This is a genomic window from Ruegeria sp. SATB045, from assembly GCF_059613525.1.
Window position 1 is genome coordinate 339,191 of record NZ_JBXWSR010000037.1, and the last position, 18,565, is coordinate 357,755.

At 59.9% G+C, this 18,565-nt stretch carries 17 protein-coding genes; 10 read left to right on the plus strand and 7 right to left on the minus strand.

Going from position 1 to position 18,565, the window contains the following annotated elements:
- The first annotated feature begins 20 nt into the window (after positions 1 to 20).
- A complete protein-coding gene (locus tag AC2FNR_RS21345) occupies positions 21 to 1,355 on the plus strand; it encodes an 8-oxoguanine deaminase (protein WP_496851323.1) in 1,335 nt (444 codons plus the stop codon).
- Positions 1,356 to 1,417: 62 nt separating this feature from the next.
- On the opposite strand, the gene guaD is transcribed toward AC2FNR_RS21345, so the two are convergent.
- Positions 1,418 to 2,707, minus strand: a complete 1,290-nt coding sequence (guaD, locus tag AC2FNR_RS21350) for a guanine deaminase (RefSeq protein ID WP_496851325.1) — start codon at positions 2,705 to 2,707, stop codon at positions 1,418 to 1,420.
- Positions 2,708 to 2,845: 138 nt separating this feature from the next.
- On the opposite strand from guaD, the gene mgtE reads away from it, so the two are divergent.
- Positions 2,846 to 4,240: a magnesium transporter gene (mgtE, locus tag AC2FNR_RS21355; protein WP_496851327.1), complete on the plus strand. Its 1,395-nt coding sequence runs from the start codon at positions 2,846 to 2,848 to the stop codon at positions 4,238 to 4,240.
- Positions 4,237 to 4,794 (plus strand): 5-formyltetrahydrofolate cyclo-ligase, encoded by a 558-nt coding sequence (locus AC2FNR_RS21360; protein WP_353393724.1) that lies wholly within the window; start codon positions 4,237 to 4,239, stop codon positions 4,792 to 4,794. Before mgtE ends, AC2FNR_RS21360 begins: the two co-directional genes overlap by 4 nt.
- A gap of 1 nt (position 4,795) precedes the next feature.
- On the opposite strand, the gene AC2FNR_RS21365 is transcribed toward AC2FNR_RS21360, so the two are convergent.
- Positions 4,796 to 5,023 carry a putative hemolysin gene (locus AC2FNR_RS21365; RefSeq protein ID WP_170352464.1) on the minus strand — a complete coding sequence of 76 codons (228 nt, stop codon included), beginning with the start codon at positions 5,021 to 5,023 and terminating at the stop codon, positions 4,796 to 4,798.
- An 89-nt stretch (positions 5,024 to 5,112) separates the two neighbouring features.
- Between AC2FNR_RS21365 and AC2FNR_RS21370 the strand changes: the two genes are divergently transcribed.
- From AC2FNR_RS21370 to AC2FNR_RS21380, 3 genes are all read left to right on the plus strand, one after another.
- Positions 5,113 to 5,928, plus strand: a complete 816-nt coding sequence (locus tag AC2FNR_RS21370) for a TIGR00282 family metallophosphoesterase (RefSeq protein ID WP_480867715.1) — start codon at positions 5,113 to 5,115, stop codon at positions 5,926 to 5,928.
- A 64-nt stretch (positions 5,929 to 5,992) separates the two neighbouring features.
- Entirely contained in the window at positions 5,993 to 7,771 is a 1,779-nt protein-coding gene (locus AC2FNR_RS21375) for an SLC13 family permease (protein WP_496851329.1), read from the plus strand.
- 96 nt (positions 7,772 to 7,867) lie between these two features.
- Positions 7,868 to 8,614 carry an META domain-containing protein gene (locus AC2FNR_RS21380; RefSeq protein WP_496851331.1) on the plus strand — a complete coding sequence of 249 codons (747 nt, stop codon included), beginning with the start codon at positions 7,868 to 7,870 and terminating at the stop codon, positions 8,612 to 8,614.
- On the opposite strand, the gene AC2FNR_RS21385 is transcribed toward AC2FNR_RS21380, so the two are convergent.
- From AC2FNR_RS21385 to AC2FNR_RS21400, 4 genes are all read right to left on the minus strand, one after another.
- Positions 8,615 to 10,276, minus strand: a complete 1,662-nt coding sequence (locus AC2FNR_RS21385) for an FAD-binding dehydrogenase (protein WP_496851333.1) — start codon at positions 10,274 to 10,276, stop codon at positions 8,615 to 8,617. It abuts the gene before it with no gap.
- Complete coding sequence (locus AC2FNR_RS21390) at positions 10,273 to 11,139, minus strand: bile acid:sodium symporter family protein (protein WP_170753192.1); 867 nt, start codon at positions 11,137 to 11,139, stop codon at positions 10,273 to 10,275. Before AC2FNR_RS21390 ends, AC2FNR_RS21385 begins: the two co-directional genes overlap by 4 nt.
- Positions 11,140 to 11,211: 72 nt before the next feature.
- Positions 11,212 to 11,946, minus strand: coding sequence for a glutamine amidotransferase (locus tag AC2FNR_RS21395; protein ID WP_496851335.1), 735 nt, complete (start codon positions 11,944 to 11,946; stop codon positions 11,212 to 11,214).
- 16 nt (positions 11,947 to 11,962) lie between these two features.
- Positions 11,963 to 13,735 (minus strand): SLC13 family permease, encoded by a 1,773-nt coding sequence (locus tag AC2FNR_RS21400; RefSeq protein ID WP_496851337.1) that lies wholly within the window; start codon positions 13,733 to 13,735, stop codon positions 11,963 to 11,965.
- A 110-nt stretch (positions 13,736 to 13,845) separates the two neighbouring features.
- On the opposite strand from AC2FNR_RS21400, the gene AC2FNR_RS21405 reads away from it, so the two are divergent.
- Positions 13,846 to 14,586 carry a YebC/PmpR family DNA-binding transcriptional regulator gene (locus tag AC2FNR_RS21405; RefSeq protein WP_496851339.1) on the plus strand — a complete coding sequence of 247 codons (741 nt, stop codon included), beginning with the start codon at positions 13,846 to 13,848 and terminating at the stop codon, positions 14,584 to 14,586.
- 120 nt (positions 14,587 to 14,706) lie between these two features.
- Positions 14,707 to 15,981 carry an MFS transporter gene (locus AC2FNR_RS21410; protein ID WP_480867705.1) on the plus strand — a complete coding sequence of 425 codons (1,275 nt, stop codon included), beginning with the start codon at positions 14,707 to 14,709 and terminating at the stop codon, positions 15,979 to 15,981.
- A gap of 1 nt (position 15,982) precedes the next feature.
- Here the strand turns inward: AC2FNR_RS21410 and AC2FNR_RS21415 are convergent, their stop codons facing one another.
- A complete protein-coding gene (locus AC2FNR_RS21415) occupies positions 15,983 to 16,867 on the minus strand; it encodes a LysR family transcriptional regulator ArgP (protein ID WP_496851341.1) in 885 nt (294 codons plus the stop codon).
- Between the two features lie 88 nt (positions 16,868 to 16,955).
- Between AC2FNR_RS21415 and AC2FNR_RS21420 the strand changes: the two genes are divergently transcribed.
- Together AC2FNR_RS21420 and AC2FNR_RS21425 are read left to right on the plus strand one after the other, a co-directional pair.
- Positions 16,956 to 17,555: a LysE/ArgO family amino acid transporter gene (locus AC2FNR_RS21420; protein ID WP_496851342.1), complete on the plus strand. Its 600-nt coding sequence runs from the start codon at positions 16,956 to 16,958 to the stop codon at positions 17,553 to 17,555.
- A 40-nt stretch (positions 17,556 to 17,595) separates the two neighbouring features.
- The gene (locus AC2FNR_RS21425) at positions 17,596 to 18,504 is read left to right on the plus strand and encodes a DMT family transporter (protein WP_496851343.1); all 909 of its coding nucleotides are present in this window, start codon (positions 17,596 to 17,598) and stop codon (positions 18,502 to 18,504) included.
- The last annotated feature ends 61 nt before the right edge of the window (positions 18,505 to 18,565 follow it).

The following is an 18,565-nucleotide window of genomic DNA, read 5'->3' on the forward strand; positions in this document are numbered from 1 at the left end:
GCATGTGCAAGGAGGGCGAAGTGACAGAATTCCTTATCAAAAACGCAGATTCAATCCTGACCATGGATGACGCGCGCCGTGAACTGGCGGGTGCGGATATCTTGGTCCGGGGCGGTCAGATTGCTGCGATTGGCCAAGGGCTGACAACGCTGGGGGACGTGCACGATGCAGCCGGATGCGTCGTCACGCCGGGTCTGGTTAACACGCACCACCACCTCTATCAGACCCTTACGCGTGCTGTCCCCAATGGGCAGAATGCATTGCTGTTTCGGTGGTTGCAGACGCTCTACCCGATCTGGTCACGATTTGGGCCGGAAGAGATGTTTGTCTCGGCACAGATCGGGCTGGCCGAGCTTGCTTTGTCGGGCTGCACCCTGAGTTCTGATCACCTGTATCTTTACCCCAACGGCGCAAGATTGGACGATACCATAGCGGCGGCGGCCGAGATTGGCCTGCGTTTTCACCCGACCCGAGGCGCGATGAGCATTGGCGAAAGCGACGGGGGCTTGCCACCGGACGCGTTGGTTGAAAAGGAACAGGCAATCCTAGACGACATGATCCGCGTGGTGGACGCCTTCCATGATCCGTCCGAAGGCGCAATGTGCCGCGTCGGGCTGGCCCCCTGTTCGCCGTTCTCGGTCAGCCGCGACTTGATGCGGGATACAGCTGTTCTGGCGCGGGACAAGGGCGTGATGCTACACACCCATTTGGCCGAGAATGACGAGGATATCGCCTATTCTCAGGCGCAATTCGGCTGCCGTCCGGGGCAATATGCCGAGGATCTGGGCTGGACGGGTTCGGACGTCTGGCACGCCCATTGCGTTAAGCTGGACGGGGCCGAGATTGACCTGTTCGCCCGCACGCAAACCGGCGTCGCCCATTGCCCCTGTTCGAATTGCCGTCTGGGGTCTGGGATCGCCCCGGTCCGGGCGATGCGGGATCGCGGCGTTCCGGTGGGTCTGGGCGCGGACGGCTCGGCCAGCAATGACAATGGCAGCCTGATCCTTGAAGCCCGGCAAACCATGCTGCTGCAACGGGTCGCAAACGGAGCCGATGCGATGTCTTCCCGCGAGGCACTGGAAATCGCCACGCGCGGCGGTGCGGATGTGCTGAACCGCCCTGATTGTGGCCGGCTAGAGCCCGGAAAACGCGCCGACATTGCCATCTGGGACACGCGTGGCATCGAAAGCGCAGGCAGCTGGGACAAGGCTGCGCTGTTGTTGTCCGGTCCGATGAAGGTCAAACACCTGTTCGTCGAAGGCCGCCAAATCGTGCGCGACGGGCAGATCACAACGCTGGACCTGCCTAAAATCATCGAAACCCAAAACCGCCTAGCCCGCGCGTTGGCGGACTAGGTACGGATCCGCTTTTCATCTGACCAAAAATATCCCCGCCGGAGGCATGGGCCGCAGGCCCATCAAATTGAAACAGCCCGTCCCCCGACCCAGACCTCTGCTATGGCGCGGTCGTCACCCATCATGATGGTTGGAAAGATCGCCTCCCAAATATCGTCCGCACAAGCTTCGCGCTGGGCGATAGCAGGGGTTGAGGCCAAATCGAGCACAACCAGATCCGCTTCCATACCCGGCTCAACGTTTCCGATCCGGTCGTCTAGCCGCAGCGACCGCGCCGATCCCACGGTGCCCAACCACAACAGCTGCGCCGCGTGCAGGGGCGCGCCGCGCAGCTGGCCGATCTCATAGGCCGAGGCCATCGTGTGCAGCATTGAAAAGCTCGACCCGCCGCCCGTATCCGTGGCCAGCCCTACCCGGTGCCCGTCGCGCATCAACCCGGTCATGTCGAACAGACCCGAGCCAATGAACGTATTCGAGGTCGGGCAATGGATCAGCGCCGCGTCCACCTCGCGCAGACGATCCCGTTCGCGCGTCTCCAAATGGATGACATGGCCGTAGACGCCATGCGATCCCAGCAGGCCGAATTTCTCGTAGGTATCCAGATAATCCCGCGCCTCGGGGAACAGCTCGCGGACCCATGTGATCTCATCGGTCTGCTCGCTCAGATGGGTCTGCATCAGGCAATGAGGATGCTCGGCCCAAAGCGCGCCCATGGCCTCAAGCTGTTCAGGGGTCGAGGTGGGTGAAAAGCGCGGCGTGATGGCATATGACAACCGGTCGATGCCGTGCCATTTCTCCAACAGCGCCTGCGACTGGTCATAGGCGGTCTGCGCCGTGTCCCGCAGCCCCTCGGGCGCGTTGCGATCCATACAGGTTTTCCCCGCGACCACCCGCTGATTGCGGGCCTGGGCTGCGGTGAAAACCGCGTCCACACTTTCGGGATGAATCGTGCAAAAGCTGCACATGGTGGTGGTGCCGTGTGCCGCCGTCAGGTCCAAATAGCGGTTGGCAATCTCGGCGGCATAGGTCGGGTCGCCGAACTTCATCTCTTCGGGGAAGGTATAGGTGTTCAGCCAGTCGATCAGGCGTTTGCCCCAGCTGGCGATCATCGCCGTCTGCGGGTAATGCACATGCGCATCCACGAACCCTGCCATGATCACGTGCTGTCCGTGATCGACGACCGCCGCCTCAGGGTGATCTGCGCGCAGGCGAGTGGCCTCCCCAACGCCGGCAATGCGGTCGCCGTCGATCAGAACCGCCTCGCTGATTTTCGCCGCATCAGTGGGGTTGCCGTCAAAGGGCGAGCCCTCAAAGCTCAGCACACGGCCTTTCAGCAGCGTTTTTTGCGCCATTTTTTGTCATCTCCGCCTGTATGGGGTGTGGAAACACCATAGGGCGGCGAAACTTGTCGGTAAATCGCCGCATTGTCATTGTTTTCCGGTAGCTGCTTCTTCTAATTAGAGGCCAATGACCAGAACACGGGGGCAGACATGACCACAGGCTTTGATGAACCCGTAACCGAGTCAACCAGCGATGAGGACGTCTATGCGCTGGACCGGCGGACCGTGGCGGCCATTCTTTACGCGGTTGACGTAGATGACCGCGACAAGCTGGTCGAACTGATGGAGCCGCTGCACGCCGCCGACATCGCCGACTTGCTGGAACAGATCAACCCTTACGACCGTGCCCGCCTGATCCGGCTTTATGACAAAGAATTCGACGGCGACATCCTGTCTGAACTGGATGAGGCGATCCGTGAAGAGGTGATCGGCGTCCTGCGCCCGGACGTTCTGGCCGACGCTGTGCGCGACATGGAAAGCGATGATGTGGTCGACCTTCTGGAAGACCTCGAAGAGCCTCAGCAGGAAGCCATTCTTGACGTACTGGAGGATTCCGAACGTGTCGCTGCCGAGCAGGCGCTGTCCTACCCCGAGAACTCGGCCGGTCGCCTCATGCAGCGCGAGGTGGTCATGGCCCCCGAGCATTGGTCGGTAGGGCAGGCCATCGACTTCATGCGCGCCAACGATGATCTGCCCGAGCAGTTCTATCACGTGGTGCTGGTCGACCCGCGCCTCAAGCCGGTGGCGCAGGTGACTTTGGGCAAGCTGATGGCGACGCGGCGTGAGGTTCCTCTGCATGACATCGCCGAAGAAGAGTTTCACACCATCCCCGTGGATCAGGACGAGGAAGACGTGGCTTATGCGTTCAACCAATACCACCTGATCTCGGCCCCGGTGGTGGATGGCGACGGGCGGTTGGTCGGTGTGATCACCATCGACGACGCCATGGTCGTGCTGGATGAAGAACACGAGGAAGATATCCTGCGTCTCGCTGGGGTCAGTGACGAAAGCTCGATCTCGGACAGTGTGGCGGCGACCAGCAAGCGGCGTCTGCCGTGGCTGGCCGTGAACCTGTGTACGGCTATTTGTGCCTCGTTGGTGATTTCGCAGTTCGAGGCGGCGATTGATCAACTGGTGGCGCTGGCCATTCTGATGCCGATTGTGGCCTCGATGGGCGGCAATGCGGGCACGCAGTCGCTGACCGTGGCGGTACGGGCGCTGGCCACGCGCGACTTGACGGCGGCAAACGTGATGCGGGTGATCCGGCGGGAATTGCTGGTGGGGATGCTGAACGGGCTGTGTTTTGCCGTCGTGCTGGGCACAGTGGGGATGATGTGGTTCGATTCTCCGATGCTGGGTGTCGTGATCGGGTCGGCCTTGGTCGTGAACATGGTCATCGCGGGCTTTGCAGGTACGGTAGTACCGGTCGTGCTGGACCGTCTGGGCGTTGACCCTGCGCTGGCGTCGGGGACTTTTGTGACCACCACCACGGATGTCATGGGGTTCTTCATCTTTCTGGGGCTTGCCAGCGTGGTGCTACTGTGACCGATCTGACCGAAATCAAAGCCGCCGCGCGTAAGGCGGCTTTTGCGCGCCGCAAGGCCGCGTTTGACGCGCGGCTGCCCGGTGCGGCCGGACGTTTATCCGAAGTGCTGGCTGGGTACCGGGGCGTACCGATCTCGGGCTATATGCCCATCCGCACCGAGATTGATCCACTGCCCGCTATGGCCGAGGCTTCGGCCTATGGCCCGGTCGGCGTGCCTGTCATTCAAGCCGCCGCGCAGCCGCTAAAGTTTTCCCGCTGGACGCCCGAGGGCGCACTGAAAGACGGCCCGTTCGGCGCCAAAGTGCCCGAGGTCGACGACTATTTCGACCCCGAGATACTAATCGTGCCGCTGGTGGCGTTTGATGCACAAGGCGGGCGTCTGGGCTATGGGGGCGGGTTTTATGACCGCACGCTGGAAGGGCTGCGCGCCCAACGCCCGACGCTGGCCATCGGGTTCGCCTTTGATGCTCAAGAAGCGGAAGGGCTGCCGCTGGAACCGACAGATCAACCGCTGGATATGGTGATCACCGAAAGCCGGGTTCTGACGTTTTAAGTTAGCCCATGTTTTCTGCGCGGAAGAACTCCCACGCGTCTTGTTTTGACCCGTCGGGCAGGGTGCAGGTTCCGGTCTGTCCCTCGGCGCCGTCCACGATATCATATGTGCCGCCTTTTTCGACGCAGAACGTAGCCGCAGGATTGGCCAGTCCGACCTCAGGCCCAGGGGTGGGGTCACAGGCAGCCAACGGGGTAAGTAAAGCGGCCGAGAGAATGTAGCGGGTCATGAATGTCTCCTGATGCAATATGTTTCCCTGCGTTATGGCGGCAGTTTAACCACTTGTGCTTGGCCGAGGCCACACTTAGGACGGTTCGTATGAGAATATTGTTTCTGGGTGACGTTATGGGCCGTGCAGGACGCGCGGCCATTCAACAACATTTGCCACGTCTGCGCGATGAATGGCGGCTGGATTTTGTTGTGGTCAATGGCGAGAACGCTTCGAACGGGATGGGGCTAACCGGCGATCACGCCAAGCTGCTGCTGGATGCGGGGGCCGATTGCCTGACGCTGGGCGATCATGCGTTCGACCAGAAAGACATGCTGCAATTCATCGAGAAAGAGCCACGCGTCGTGCGCCCCGTAAACTTCGCCAAGGGGGCGCCCGGGCGGGGGCATCGTTTGTTCAACGCGCCGGGGGGGCGCAAGGTGCTGGTGGTGCAGGTGCTGGGGCAAGTCTTTATGAAGCGGCCCTTTGACGATCCGTTCTCGGGTGTTGAGCCGATCCTGAAGTCCCACCCGCGCGGCGGGCAGGCGAATGCGATCATTGTCGATATGCATTGCGAGGCGACGTCGGAAAAGATGGCGATGGGCCATTATTGCGACAAGCGCGCCAGCCTTGTGGTCGGCACGCACACCCATGTGCCTACAAGTGACGCGCAGATTCTGCCCGGCGGGACGGCCTATCTGACCGATGCGGGGATGTGCGGCGACTACGACTCGGTCATAGGTATGGATAAGGTCGAGCCGATGCGCCGCTTTATCACCGGGATGCCCAAGGCGCGGTTCACCCCCGCCAATGGCGAGGCCACCTTAAGCGGCGTGTTTGTCGAGACTGATGATCGCGACGGGCAGGCAAAATCTGTGCATATGGTGCGTGTTGGCGGGCGATTGCAGCAGGCGGGGCCGCAGTAAGGCTTGCTCTGTCTCGCGCAATGCGTGAAACTGACCGCCGGGCCAGAGGTCGGACACAACAGGAATGCAATTCATCCAACTGACAGAGACGGGCAGCGCGATACTGGCGCTGATGGTTGTCGCGGGCATGTTCATCATGTTCCTGCGCGAGATCTACCCAACTGAAGTGGTGGCTATTGGCGGCGTGGCCGTCATGCTGCTGACCGGTATCTTGCCTTACCAAAGCGCGCTGGCCGTGCTGTCCAACCCCGCGCCGTGGACCATTGCAGCGATGTTCATCATCATGGGGGCGCTTGTGCGTACCGGCGCGCTGGATGCGTTTACCTCCACCGCGCAAAAGCAGGCGCAGGTGAACCCGCGCTTTGCTATCGGTCTTCTGATGGCTTTTGTCGTTTTGGCCTCGGCCGTGGTGTCGAATACGCCCGTGGTCGTGGTGATGATCCCGGTCTTTGTGCAGATTGCGCGGACGCTGAACGTGCCGGCCTCAAAGCTGCTGATCCCGCTTAGCTATGCGGCGATTCTGGGCGGGACGCTGACCTTGATCGGCACGTCGACCAACCTGTTGGTGGATGGTGTGGCCCGGTCGCAGGGCATGGCCCCGTTTACCATCTTCGAGGTCACGCCATTGGGCATCGCACTAGTGATCTACGGCATGGTCTATCTGCGGTTCATTGCGCCGCGCCTGCTACCGGATCGCGACAGCATGGCTTCACTTCTAAGCGACCGCTCGAAGATGAAGTTCTTTACCGAGGCAGTTATTCCCCCAGAAAGCAACCTGATCGGGCGCGAAGTGACAGGAGTGCAGCTGTTCAAACGTCCCGGCGTGCGTCTGATCGACGTGGTTAGGGGCGATGAATCGTTGCGTCGCAACCTCAAGGGCGTTGAGCTTAAGCTGGGTGACCGCGTGGTTTTGCGCACCGAGATGACCGAGTTGCTGAGCCTTCAGAGCAACAAGGAATTGAAGCGCGTCGATCAGGTTTCGGCGGTCGAAACCAAGACGGTCGAAGTTTTGATCACCCCCGGTTGCCGAATGGTGGGCAGAACTCTGGGCGCGATGCGTCTGCGTCGGCGCTATGGTGTGTATGTGCTGGCTGTGCATCGCCGGAACCAGAATATCGGACGGCAGTTGGATGATCTGGTTGTGCGCGTGGGGGATACGCTGCTGTTGGAAGGCTCGCCTGAGGATGTTCAGAAACTGGCCGCAGATATGGATATGGTAGACGTCTCGCAGCCTTCGGCTCGGGCTTTCCGTCGCAGTCACGCGCCTATTGCGATCGGGTCACTTGTTGGCATAGTCGTGCTGGCGGCGCTTGGCGTTGCTCCGATCCTGCTGTTGTCGATCATCGCGGTTGCGGTGGTGTTGCTGACGCGCTGCATCGACGCGGATGAGGCGTTTTCCTTTATCGAAGGCCGTCTGCTGGCGCTGATTTTCTCGATGCTGGCGATTGGCGCAGCGCTGGATAAATCTGGTGCGGTGTCCCTGATTGTCGAAGCGGTTGCGCCCGGCTTAAGCTCTCTACCGCCCTTCCTGATCATTTGGGCCGTGTACCTGCTGACCTCGGTGTTGACCGAGCTTGTGTCAAATAACGCGGTGGCCGTGGTCGTGACGCCGATTGCCATCGGTCTGGCGCAGGCGGTGGGCATTGATGCGCGCCCGCTCGTGGTGGCGGTTATGGTGGCGGCCTCGGCCTCGTTTGCGACGCCAATCGGGTATCAGACCAACATGATGGTCTACGGCCCCGGCGGTTATCGGTTCACCGATTTTCTGAAGGTGGGTGTGCCGTTGAACCTGACCGTGGGGCTTCTGGCGTCGCTACTGATTCCGCTGATCTGGCCGCTGTAGCGACGGCACGTAATTGCCGAATAAAATGCCGGGGGCTTGTAAACGCTGATCAAGTCACGATCTTTTTATCAAATAGGAATGTGAAAGGATTGGAACATGCCTTTTCCGAAGCTCGGCCAGGCCATCGTCGTTGGCGCAGTTGCGCTGACCATTCTGGGAAGTCAAAGCCATGCGGGCACCGTTACCGGGACCGCCACATATCGCGAGCGGATCGCAGTGCTTCCGGACGCGACTCTTTACGTCGAACTGCAGGATATTTCTCTGGCTGATGCGCCTGCAGTGACGCTTGCGTCTCAGCGCTATGCGTTGACCAGTGTCCCTGCCGACTACCAGCTGACCTATGATGACGCGCTGATTCAAGATGGCCGGACATATGCCGTCCGAGGCTCAATCTACCATGGCAACAAACTGCTGTTCACAACAGATACGGTGAACCCAGTGCTGACGCGAGGAGCCGGGGATACGGCAGATCTTTTGTTGGTGAAGGTGCCTTCGCAACCAGCCGCAAGTCTGGATGGCACCAACTGGACAGCAATCGGCATTAACGGAGAAGTGGTGGACGCGAAACGCCCGCCTCAGATTACCTTTGCGCAGGGCGGCGCGTTCGGCGGTACCGGCGGGTGCAACAGGTTCTCGGGCCAGGCCGAAATCAGTGGTGACAGCCTGAATTTCCCTGACAACATGGCTGCGACCCTGATGGCATGCCCGCCCGAGCTTGAAGAGGTCGAAGATCAATTCCTTGCCGCGCTCCAGACTGTGACCCGCTATGCAATGGCCGGAGACAGCCTTGTGCTGTTGGACGCGGCAGGAGAGCCCGTTCTGAAATTCGTCCGCGCGCAGTAATCAGGCCACAGCGCGCGAGCGTCCCGCATTGCGGCCCGAGAAGATGCAACCGCCCAGAAACGTGCCCTCCAGCGCGTTGTATCCGTGGTATCCACCGCCGCCAAAGCCCGCAACTTCTCCGGCCGCGAACAGGCCGGGGACGACCTGACCATCCGTACCGATCATTTGGCTGTCGAGGTTGGTCTGCAGCCCGCCCAACGTCTTGCGCGTCAGAACGTGCAGTTTGACCGCGATCAGCGGACCGTTGTTCGGATCAAGGAACTTATGCGGCTTGGCGGTGCGGATCAGCCGGTCGCCACGATAGTTGCGCGCGGCCAGAATGGCAGCCATCTGGGCATCTTTGGTGAAGGGGTTATCAACCTGTGAATCCCGCGCTTCGATCTGGGCGCGCAGATGGTCCTCGTCGATTGGGGCCTCCCCCATCTGGTTCATGCCACGCACCAACTCGCTGAGCGTATTGGCGACAATGAAATCCTCGCCATGCTGTTTGAACGCCTCGACCGGGGCAGTGGCTTTTGATCCGGTCAGTATCCGCTGCAACAGCACTTCGCGCCAACCGCCTTCGGTCATGTCGGGGTTCTGTTCGGACCCTGACAGGGCGAATTCCTTCTTTATCACCTTCTGGGTCAGCACGAACCAGCTGTATTCATAGCCGGTTTTCAGGATTTCCTTTAGCGTACCCAGCGTGTCAAACCCCGGTAAACAGGGCGGCTTCATCCGGTTGCCGGTCGCGTCAAACCACATAGAGCTTGGTCCGGGAAGGATGCGGATGCCATGCGATGGCCAGATCGGATCCCAGTTCCGCACGCCTTCGGTGTAGTGCCACATCCTATCGCCATTGATCACGTGACCGCCTGCTTTCTCGCTGATGGCAATCATACGGCCATCAACGTGAAAGGGGACACCTGCGACCATGTCCTTTGGCGGCTCTCCCAGCCGTTCACGGGGCCAGTTCTTACGTACCATCTCGAAATTGCCGCCAATCCCGCCGGAACTTACGATGATCGAGGGCGCGTAGACCTCGAACTCACCCACTTCGTCGCGGTTGGTCTTGGCCCCGTGCTGGGCGGTGTCATCGGCCAGAACCTCGCCCGAGACACCCTTGGCGCAGCCGTTCTGCATAATGATATGGCTGACCTGATGGCGGAACTTCATCTGGATCAGCCCGTTATCCACATGTTCGCGCACGCGGCGGATAAAATGTTCCAATACGCCCGGCCCGGTGCCCCATGTGATGTGGAACCGCGGGACCGAGTTGCCATGCCCATCCGCATAAGACCCGCCGCGCTCAGCCCAGCCGACCACAGGGAACCAGCGCAGGCCCATATCGTGCAGCCAAGGGCGCATCTCACCTGCGGCGAATTCCACATAAGCCTCGGCCCATTTGCGCGGCCATGCGTCCTCATCCCGGTGGAACTGCGCGCTGCCCATCCAATCGCGCAAGGCCAGGTCGTGGCTGTCGCGGATACCCATGCGGCGCTGTTCCGGGGTGTCGATCATGAACAGCCCGCCAAGGCTCCAGAATGCTTGCCCGCCCAGAAAATGCGCCGGTTCCTGATCGACGATGATGACCTTTTTACCCCGGTCGCCCAGCTCGGCAGCGGCAGCCAGCCCCGCCAGACCGGCCCCAACGACGATGGCATCTGCTGTGTTATTGGTCATGCGACGTCCTTTCGGCGGAACCATAGGAGGAAGGGCACGGCCACGACATACATCGTGATCCCGTAAACGGCCGACGGAAGGGCCAGCGGGCTAAATCCGCTTTCGGTGCCAGTGATCAGCGCGGCCAGCGTGATGCCAAGGGTCGAGTTCTGAATGCCGGTTTCGATTGAGACGGTCTTAGCCTCATCCCATGACAAGTTCGCGGCTTTGGCAATCCCCAGACCGATCAGCAGTAGTGCAATGTTCAGGGTGATCAGGCTGCCGCCCATGATCCCGAGATTTTCGGTGAATGTCTGCCAATTGGCGGCCAATGCAGCCAGAACCACGAGCACGAACAAGACCGTTGCCAACTTGGACAAGCCGCTCTCGATCCGGTTTGCAAATCCAGTTGCGAAATGGCGGATGCCAATACCGATTGCGACGGGCAGGGTGGTGATCAGGAACATGGCGATTGCCAGTCCGGTGATCGAGACCTCGGGGGCGTCGGCCCCCATGAAATGCGCGATCGACCACGCAGCCAGAAACGGCACTGTCAGCATCGACAACAGGCTGATCACTGCCGTCAGGCTGACCGACAGGGCCACGTCCCCCTTGGCCAGTTTGGAAAGGATATTGCTAGTCACACCGCCGGGGCAGAAGCTGAGGATCATAAACCCCACCGCAATTTCGGGCGGCAGCGCGAACAGTTTGACTGTGGCAAAGGCCGCTATTGGCAGCAGCACGACCTGACACAGCGCGCCGATAGCAAAGGGGTAGCCGCGTGTCAGGACGCGGCGAAAATCTGCAATCTCAAGTCCTACGCCCAGAGATAGCATGATAATGGCCAGCGACAGGGGCAGGCCGACAGAAATGAGTAGATCCAAGAACAACTCCTCCCAAAGCCGTTCCGGTCAGCCTATGCGAGCGGTCCGCAATTGCGCAACCGCGCCGTTGGGTCAGCCATAGCGTTCCGCAAAACGGCGCAGGATCAGTGCCGGCTGGGTGACGTCGGCCGCGTGGCAGATGTCGATCAGGCGCTGGGCATCCTCTGGTGGAAAATAGCCGTGATGCTTGTAGATATTGATGCGTTCCTCAAAGTCCTTTGCCTCGGCCTCGGGATGGAACTGCGTCGCATAGACGTTCTGGCCGAAACGGATCATCTGAAACGGGCAGGGGTCAGAAGCCAGCAAGTGCACGCATCCTTCGGGCAGTGCCTGAACCGCCTCTTTGTGGCCGACAAACGCGTCGAAAGTTACGGGCAGCCCTACTGTTAGCTGGTCCTGCATACCGTCCTCGGTCACGTGGCAGGCCGAAGGCCCGACGGGTTCACCGTATTTTTCTTTACTGACCGCCCCGCCAAGGTGGGCGGCCAGAATGCCTAAGCCATAGCAACACCCCATGAAGGGATGGTCCTGCGCAGTAATCTGCGGCATCAATCCCATGATCGACGCCTCGACGCGGGCATCTACGTCAGATTTCGTTGCGGGATCATCGCTGACGCAGCCGGGGCCTCCGCCGACGATCACGCCTGCGTAATCGGTTACGTCGAGCCCCTCAGGCAGATTTTCGCAATCCAGACGGATGCGATGCGTTCGCTCGGGCGTTAGCCCGGTTTTGTCCAGGATCGAGGCATACTCAGCATCCGAGGCGTCCGTCTCAGGGCGCAATTGCAGGATCAGAAATCGTTTCATAAGCAGCCTTTATCCGTCACAGCGGCCAGAACACAAGGATCGAGGGGACTGAAACGGCGATGATCAGAACCTCCAACGGCAGTCCCATGCGCCAGTAATCGCCAAAGCGATAGCCGCCGGGGCCAAGCACCAGCGTGTTGTTCTTGTGCCCGATGGGCGTCAGGAACGCGGCCGAGGCCGCCACGGCCACCGTCATCAGGAACGGATCGGGCGAGACCTCCAGCGTGCGCGCCATCTGGATGCCCACAGGAGCGGCGACGATGGCGGTGGCGGTGTTGTTCAGCACATCCGACAAGGTCATCGTGACCACCATCAGCACCGTCAGAATGGCCCATGCAGGCAGGCCGTTGGTCAGCTGGATCAGAGCATTCGCAATCAGTTCTGTTCCGCCCGAGGTCTCGAGCGCGCTGCCCAACGGGATCATCGAGCCCAGCAGTACCACGACGGGCCATTCGATATGGTTGTAGATATCGGTGATGGGCATGATCTTGGTCAGCACATAGGCGACCACAACCAGACCCAGCGCAACGGGCAGGTAAATCAGCCCGATACTGGCGGCCAGAACAGCCGCACCGAACAGGCCAATGGCCAGCCACGCCTTGTCATTCTCGGTGACGTTCAGGCCGCGCTGCGCCAGAGGCAAACAGCCCAGCCACTCGGTCACATCCGCACTGCGGTCACGAGGGCAGAGCAGCAGCAGGATATCGCCCGCCTCAACCTCGGTCTTGCGGACTTGTTCGGTGATCTGACGACCCTGGCGCGAGATGCCCATCAGCACTGTGCTTTGTCGCCATGCCAGCCCCAACCCTTGGGCGGTGCGCCCGGCGATACGGGCGTTTTCGGTGGCGACGACCTCGATCACTTCCAAGCCGTCACCCTCGGCGGTCAGCAATTCCTGCCGTCGCGTGTCAGAGAAATCAAGGTTCAGCGCCGAGCGGAATTCGTCCAGCGCCTCGGGTCTGGCCTCCAGCACCAGCGCATCGCCCGCGTGCAGGGTGGCATGGGCTGAGCGCCCGTAGCGACGCTTGCCGTCGCGGATCAGGCCGATGATGGCGACGTCGGATTTCTCGGCCACCTCGTACAACTCGCTGACGCGCTTGCCGATCTGAGGGGATTCCGGCGGGATGGTCAGCTCGGCGATGTATTCGGCCAGCGCCTCAGAGCTTTCGGTTTGCGGCCCGCGATCGGGGATGAACCGCCATCCGATCAGCGCGACAAAAGCCAGACCGGCAATGGCTGCGATCCCGCCCACGGGGGCGAAATCGAACATATGGAACGGCTCACCCAGAGTTTCGGCTCGGATCGAGGCGATGATGATGTTGGGTGGCGTACCGATCAGCGTGACCATGCCACCCAGAATGGTAGCGAAACTCAACGGCATGAGTGACAGGCCCACAGACCGTCCGGCCTTGCGTGCGGTCTGGATATCGACCGGCATCAAAAGCGCAAGCGCCGCCACGTTGTTCATGAAGGCCGACAGGACCGCTCCGATCCCGCCCATCAGCGCAATGTGCGCGCCCAGCCCGCGCGAGGCATCGACCAGCGAGCGCGTAATCAGGAATACCGCGCCCGAGCGCACCAGCCCGGCAGACACAACCAGAACCAGCGCCACGATGATGGTTGCGGGATGGCCGAACCCGGCGAATGCGTTGTCCACGGGCACAACGCCCAGCACAACACTAATCATCAACGCCGAAAAGGCAACAAGATCATATCGGAATCGCCCCCATAGCAGCATTCCAAAAACTGTGGCGAAAAGGGCAAAAAGAATAATTTGATCACTTGTCATGTCGCCACCATACCCGCGACGGGATATCGGGCAAGCCGCTCTCTTGATCCTGCCCCCCGCAAACGTCTATATGAGCGCCGAACACGCAAACATGATGACGAGGACGCACTATGGCAGGCCACTCCAAATGGGCCAACATCCAGCACCGCAAGGGACGTCAGGACGCCGCGCGGTCCAAACTGTTTTCCAAACTGTCGAAAGAGATCACCGTGGCCGCCAAAATGGGCGATCCCGATCCCGACAAGAACCCGCGCCTGCGTCTGGCGGTGAAAGAGGCCAAGTCGAATTCGGTCCCCAAGGACGTGATCGACCGCGCTATCAAGAAATCGGTGGCCGGTGAAGGCGACGAATACGAAGAAATCCGGTACGAGGGCTATGGCCCGAACGGTGTCGCCGTGATCGTCGAGACGATGACCGACAACCGCAACCGGACCGCCTCAACCGTGCGCTCGACCTTTTCGAAGAACGGCGGCAATCTGGGCGAGACCGGTTCGGTCGGGTTCATGTTCGACCGCAAGGGAGAGGTTGTCTATCAGGCGGACGCTGGCGATGCAGACACGATCTTCGAGGCCGCGATCGAGGCGGGTGCCGAAGATGTCGAAAGCTCGGAAGACGGTCACATCATATGGTGCGCCGATACGGATCTGAACGACGTATCCAACGCGCTGGAAGAGACCTTGGGCGAATCCGAATCCACCAAGCTGGTCTGGAAACCCATGACCACGACCGAGCTGGGTCTGGAAGATATGCAAAAGCTGATGAAGCTGGTCGATGCGCTGGAAGACGATGACGACGTACAGCGCGTAACGACCAATTTCGAAGCGACGGATGAGGTCATGGCTCAGCTGTGATCCTGTCGTTAATCGATCAGGAAAACCCGGCCTCTGGTCGGGTTTTTTTATGCGCCTTTTCAGTGTGCTTGGCGGAATGCGTTAAACTCGGTAAGCTGTTCGTAAAACAGCAATGAGAGCATGACGGACAGTCCCCCGATCCCTGCGAAACGAAACCTGCCTGTGTTGACCGGGCAAAGCATCCTGTCGCAAATCGCTTGGACGCTTGGCAGCCCCTCTATCGTGCTGCCGTTTCTTGCTGTCTCGCTGGAATTGCCGATGTTCATAGCGGGCGCGCTGGTCTCGGTTCGCATGGTGGGCAGCGTGATTGCGGATGTGTTCCTAGCGCGTTCGATTTCGGCTCACGACCGCAAGAAACGCGGCATTGCGCTGACCGAAGTCGCGGTTGGCCTCTGCCTTCTGATCGCACTGGGGGTAGCGACGACGGGTTATGTGCCACTGATCGCGGCGGCGTTTGTCCTTGTTTTCTTCATCATCGGGTTGGTCGATGAGACGCAGATGCTCATGTATACCGATCTTCTAGGCGATCACGTTCAATCCAAATCCCGCATGATCATGCGCTATCTGCAACTAGGGGTCGGAGGGCTTGGCGCCATCGGTCTGGCGCTTTTAGTGCATGAGATCGTTAAAGAAAACCCACCTTTCTCGCGCCATTCAGCAATCATCTTCGTGTCCGTGGGCTTTTTTGTCCTGTCGGGCCTGGCCATTCTGGCGATGTTCGAAGGCGCGAGCGGTGATGAAAGCACCCGCGATGCCGCGCCCGGGCCGAAACGCAAATTCATCACGTATTTCACCGACATCACCGCGATGTTCAATGAGCCGTGGTTCCGGCGTTACATGATCATGCGCTTGCCTCTGGTCGCGGCCACGCTTTCAGTGCCCTTTTTCGCCCTGATCGCGGCTGAGGCGCACCATGCCTCGGCCAAGGGTCTGACAGCAATGATCGTTTCCTCGGCGTCTGGATATCTGGTTTCCGCTCCGTTGTGGCAGGTGGTGAACATGAAGTCTCATAGGGCGGTCATGGTGACGGGGAACCTTATGGTCGTCATCACTGGGACGGTGCTTTTGACCTTTCATTTCTTGCACTTGGATCATGATGTTCATCTTCACGCCATCGCGCTGTTTATCGTGACGGTGGCCGTGACCGGCATCAGCAGCGCACGAAAACTGTATTATCTGGACGTGGCCCCAAAGGATCAGCGGGTCAAAGGTGCGGCAGCGATTAAGAGCGTCAGCCGCCTGGTCGCGGTTATTCTTTCCGCCGCGCTGGCCGCGGTGGCGCATATGCACGAGGTCGCCTGGGCCATTGCCTTTATCGTTGTGGTGGCCGTATTCGCGGCGTTTGCCTGCTATCGCCTGGTTTTGCCGGTGGCGGAAAGCTCGGCTTCGGCTTGACCTATGCCGGCTGCAAGGCCCTGTTTACGCTGCGTTTCACCGCTTGGGTCAACGGGTGCAGCGCCGGGGCCAGAATGCGCCCGACTTGCCATGTCAGGGGAACATCGTAAGGCGCATCCGGAAGCAACTGGGACAGGCTGCCATCGCGCAACGCTGGCTTCACAAGGCTTTCGGGGTTCATCCCCCATCCCAGCCCGGCAATCGCGGCTTCGACAAATCCATGCGAAGAAGCCAGATAGTGAGAGGGTGGCGAAAGGCGCCGCCCGGTTTGTTGAGTGATCCAGGCCCTTTGCAGGCCGTCTTTACGGTTAAATGTCAGGTTTGGCGCTTGGCCAAGACTGTCGATGTTTACCCCTTTTGGAAACCACCTTTGCATGAATGCCGGACTTGCTGTCGCCAAGTACCTTAACGACCCGAGCGCGATTGCATCACAGCCCGCGACAGGTTGACCTCCGATAGTGACGGCTGCGCTGACCTCTCCGCGCTTTAACCAGTCAGCGGAATAATCCTGATCGTCGATCACAAGATCAAACAGCATGTCGTCCACCTGCGCCATGGCGTCGATAAACCATGTTGCCAGCACGTCGGCAGGCACTGCGATCCGAACGCGCGTAGGGTTCGTGTTTTGGTCCAGCGTCAATTCACGTGCCAGTTGGGCCTCTAGCAATCCGATGTCCTCGGCGTGTTGGGCGATGCGCAGACCCGCCGGGGTGGCAGTGCAGGGTGTGCCGCGAAGGATCAAGGCGGCACCGACCCGGTCCTCTAACGCTTTAATTCGCTGGGAAATAGCGGAAGGTGTGACCGATAGCTCGGACGCGGCGGCCTCAAAGCTGCCATGACGCAGAATGGCAGACAAAGCGGACAGGTGATTGGGGTCGAGCAGCATTAGTAAAACTTAATCGGGCTAAACATCTTTAATTTGATAGACAGCCTTGGGCATCGTAGTCAACTGGCCAACAGCTTAAGGAGTTCTCATGCCCACGTCTCTGATTGCCGGTTTTGCGCTCGGCTTTAGCCTGATCCTTGCTATTGGGGCGCAGAATGCTTTTGTTTTGAGACAGGGCTTGCGGCGCGAGCATGTATTTCCCCTGTGTCTAACCTGCGCGGTGTCGGATGCGATCCTGATCGCAGCGGGTGTGGCCGGTTTCGGATCGCTGGCGCAGATGGTTCCTTGGTTCGAAACCGCGATGCGGTACGGGGGCGCGATTTTTCTGACCTGGTACGGGTTGCGAAGCCTGAATTCCGCGTGGCGCGGGGGCGCAGTGATGGAGGTAGAGGGCGGTCAGCGATCTGGCTTGCGGTCTGTGCTGCTGACGGTGCTGGCTTTCACCTGGCTGAACCCGCACGTTTATCTGGATACGGTTGTGCTAATCGGGTCGATTTCAGCCCAATACGAGGACCGTTTGGCTTTTGCTGTTGGTGCGATGACCGCAAGCTTTGTCTTCTTTTTCTCGCTCGGCTACGGGGCAGGGTTTTTGTCTCCGATATTCGCCCGTGCCAGGTCGTGGCAGGTCTTGGATATGATTATCGGTGTGGTGATGTTGGCGATCGCGGCCAAACTTGTCGTGATCTGAGGGCTTGTCCCCAAGCGGTATTCAGTGTTGAACCGTTAACATGACAACTCTTACCGCCCCCGCTCGGCCTGTTGCTGGCATGTTCTGGATGTTCTCGGCCGGGTTGTCTTTTGTGGTCATGACAGCGTTGGTCAAGTCGTTGGGGTCCAGCATGGATCCGATACAGGCTGCTTTTCTGCGGTTCGTTTTTGGGTTGGTCTTCCTCTTGCCCGCACTGCGCCTGGTCGTCTCGACACGGTTGTCGCGCAGGCACTTAACCCTGTTCGGCATACGCGGGATCGTTCACGCGGTGTCGGTGATGTTGTGGTTCTATTCCATGACCCAGATACCCTTGGCCGAAGTCACAGCGATGAACTACATGACCCCGGTCTACGTGACACTTGGTGCGGCGCTGTTTCTGGGCGAGCCATTGGCGTTTCGCCGCATCGCTGCCATTGGAGTAGCCCTGATTGGGGTTGCCATCATCCTCAGGCCCGGCTTTCGAGAGGTTTCGCCGGGACATATCGCTATGCTGATGACCTCGCTGACGTTAGGGGCGTCATATTTGCTGGCCAAACGGCTAGTGCAGGACCTGCCGCCCTCAGTCGTAGTGGCGCATATGTCGATCTGGGTGACACTCGCGCTGATCCCCTTTGCGGCGGCCGTCTGGACGCCGCCTAGTCTGTATGACCTCGGCGTGTTGTTTCTGGTCGCCAGTTTTGCCACTCTGGGCCATTACTTCATGACGCTGGCACTGCAGGCGGCACCCGTGGCGGTGACGCAGCCGGTCACGTTTCTGCAGCTGATCTGGGCGACCCTCATGGGTGCGCTGGTGTTTCACGAAAGCGTCGACATCTGGGTCGTTGCCGGAGGCACTCTGATTCTGTCCGCCGTCAGCTTTATTGCCTGGCGCGAAGCCGTTCTGAACCGCAGCAGCCTGACGACACCCAGTATCGCTCCGAAACTGTAGCTGTTTCCGAAGGAATAAGGCGTTATTGATTGACGGGTCAATAAAAACCTCTTAGCGTTTT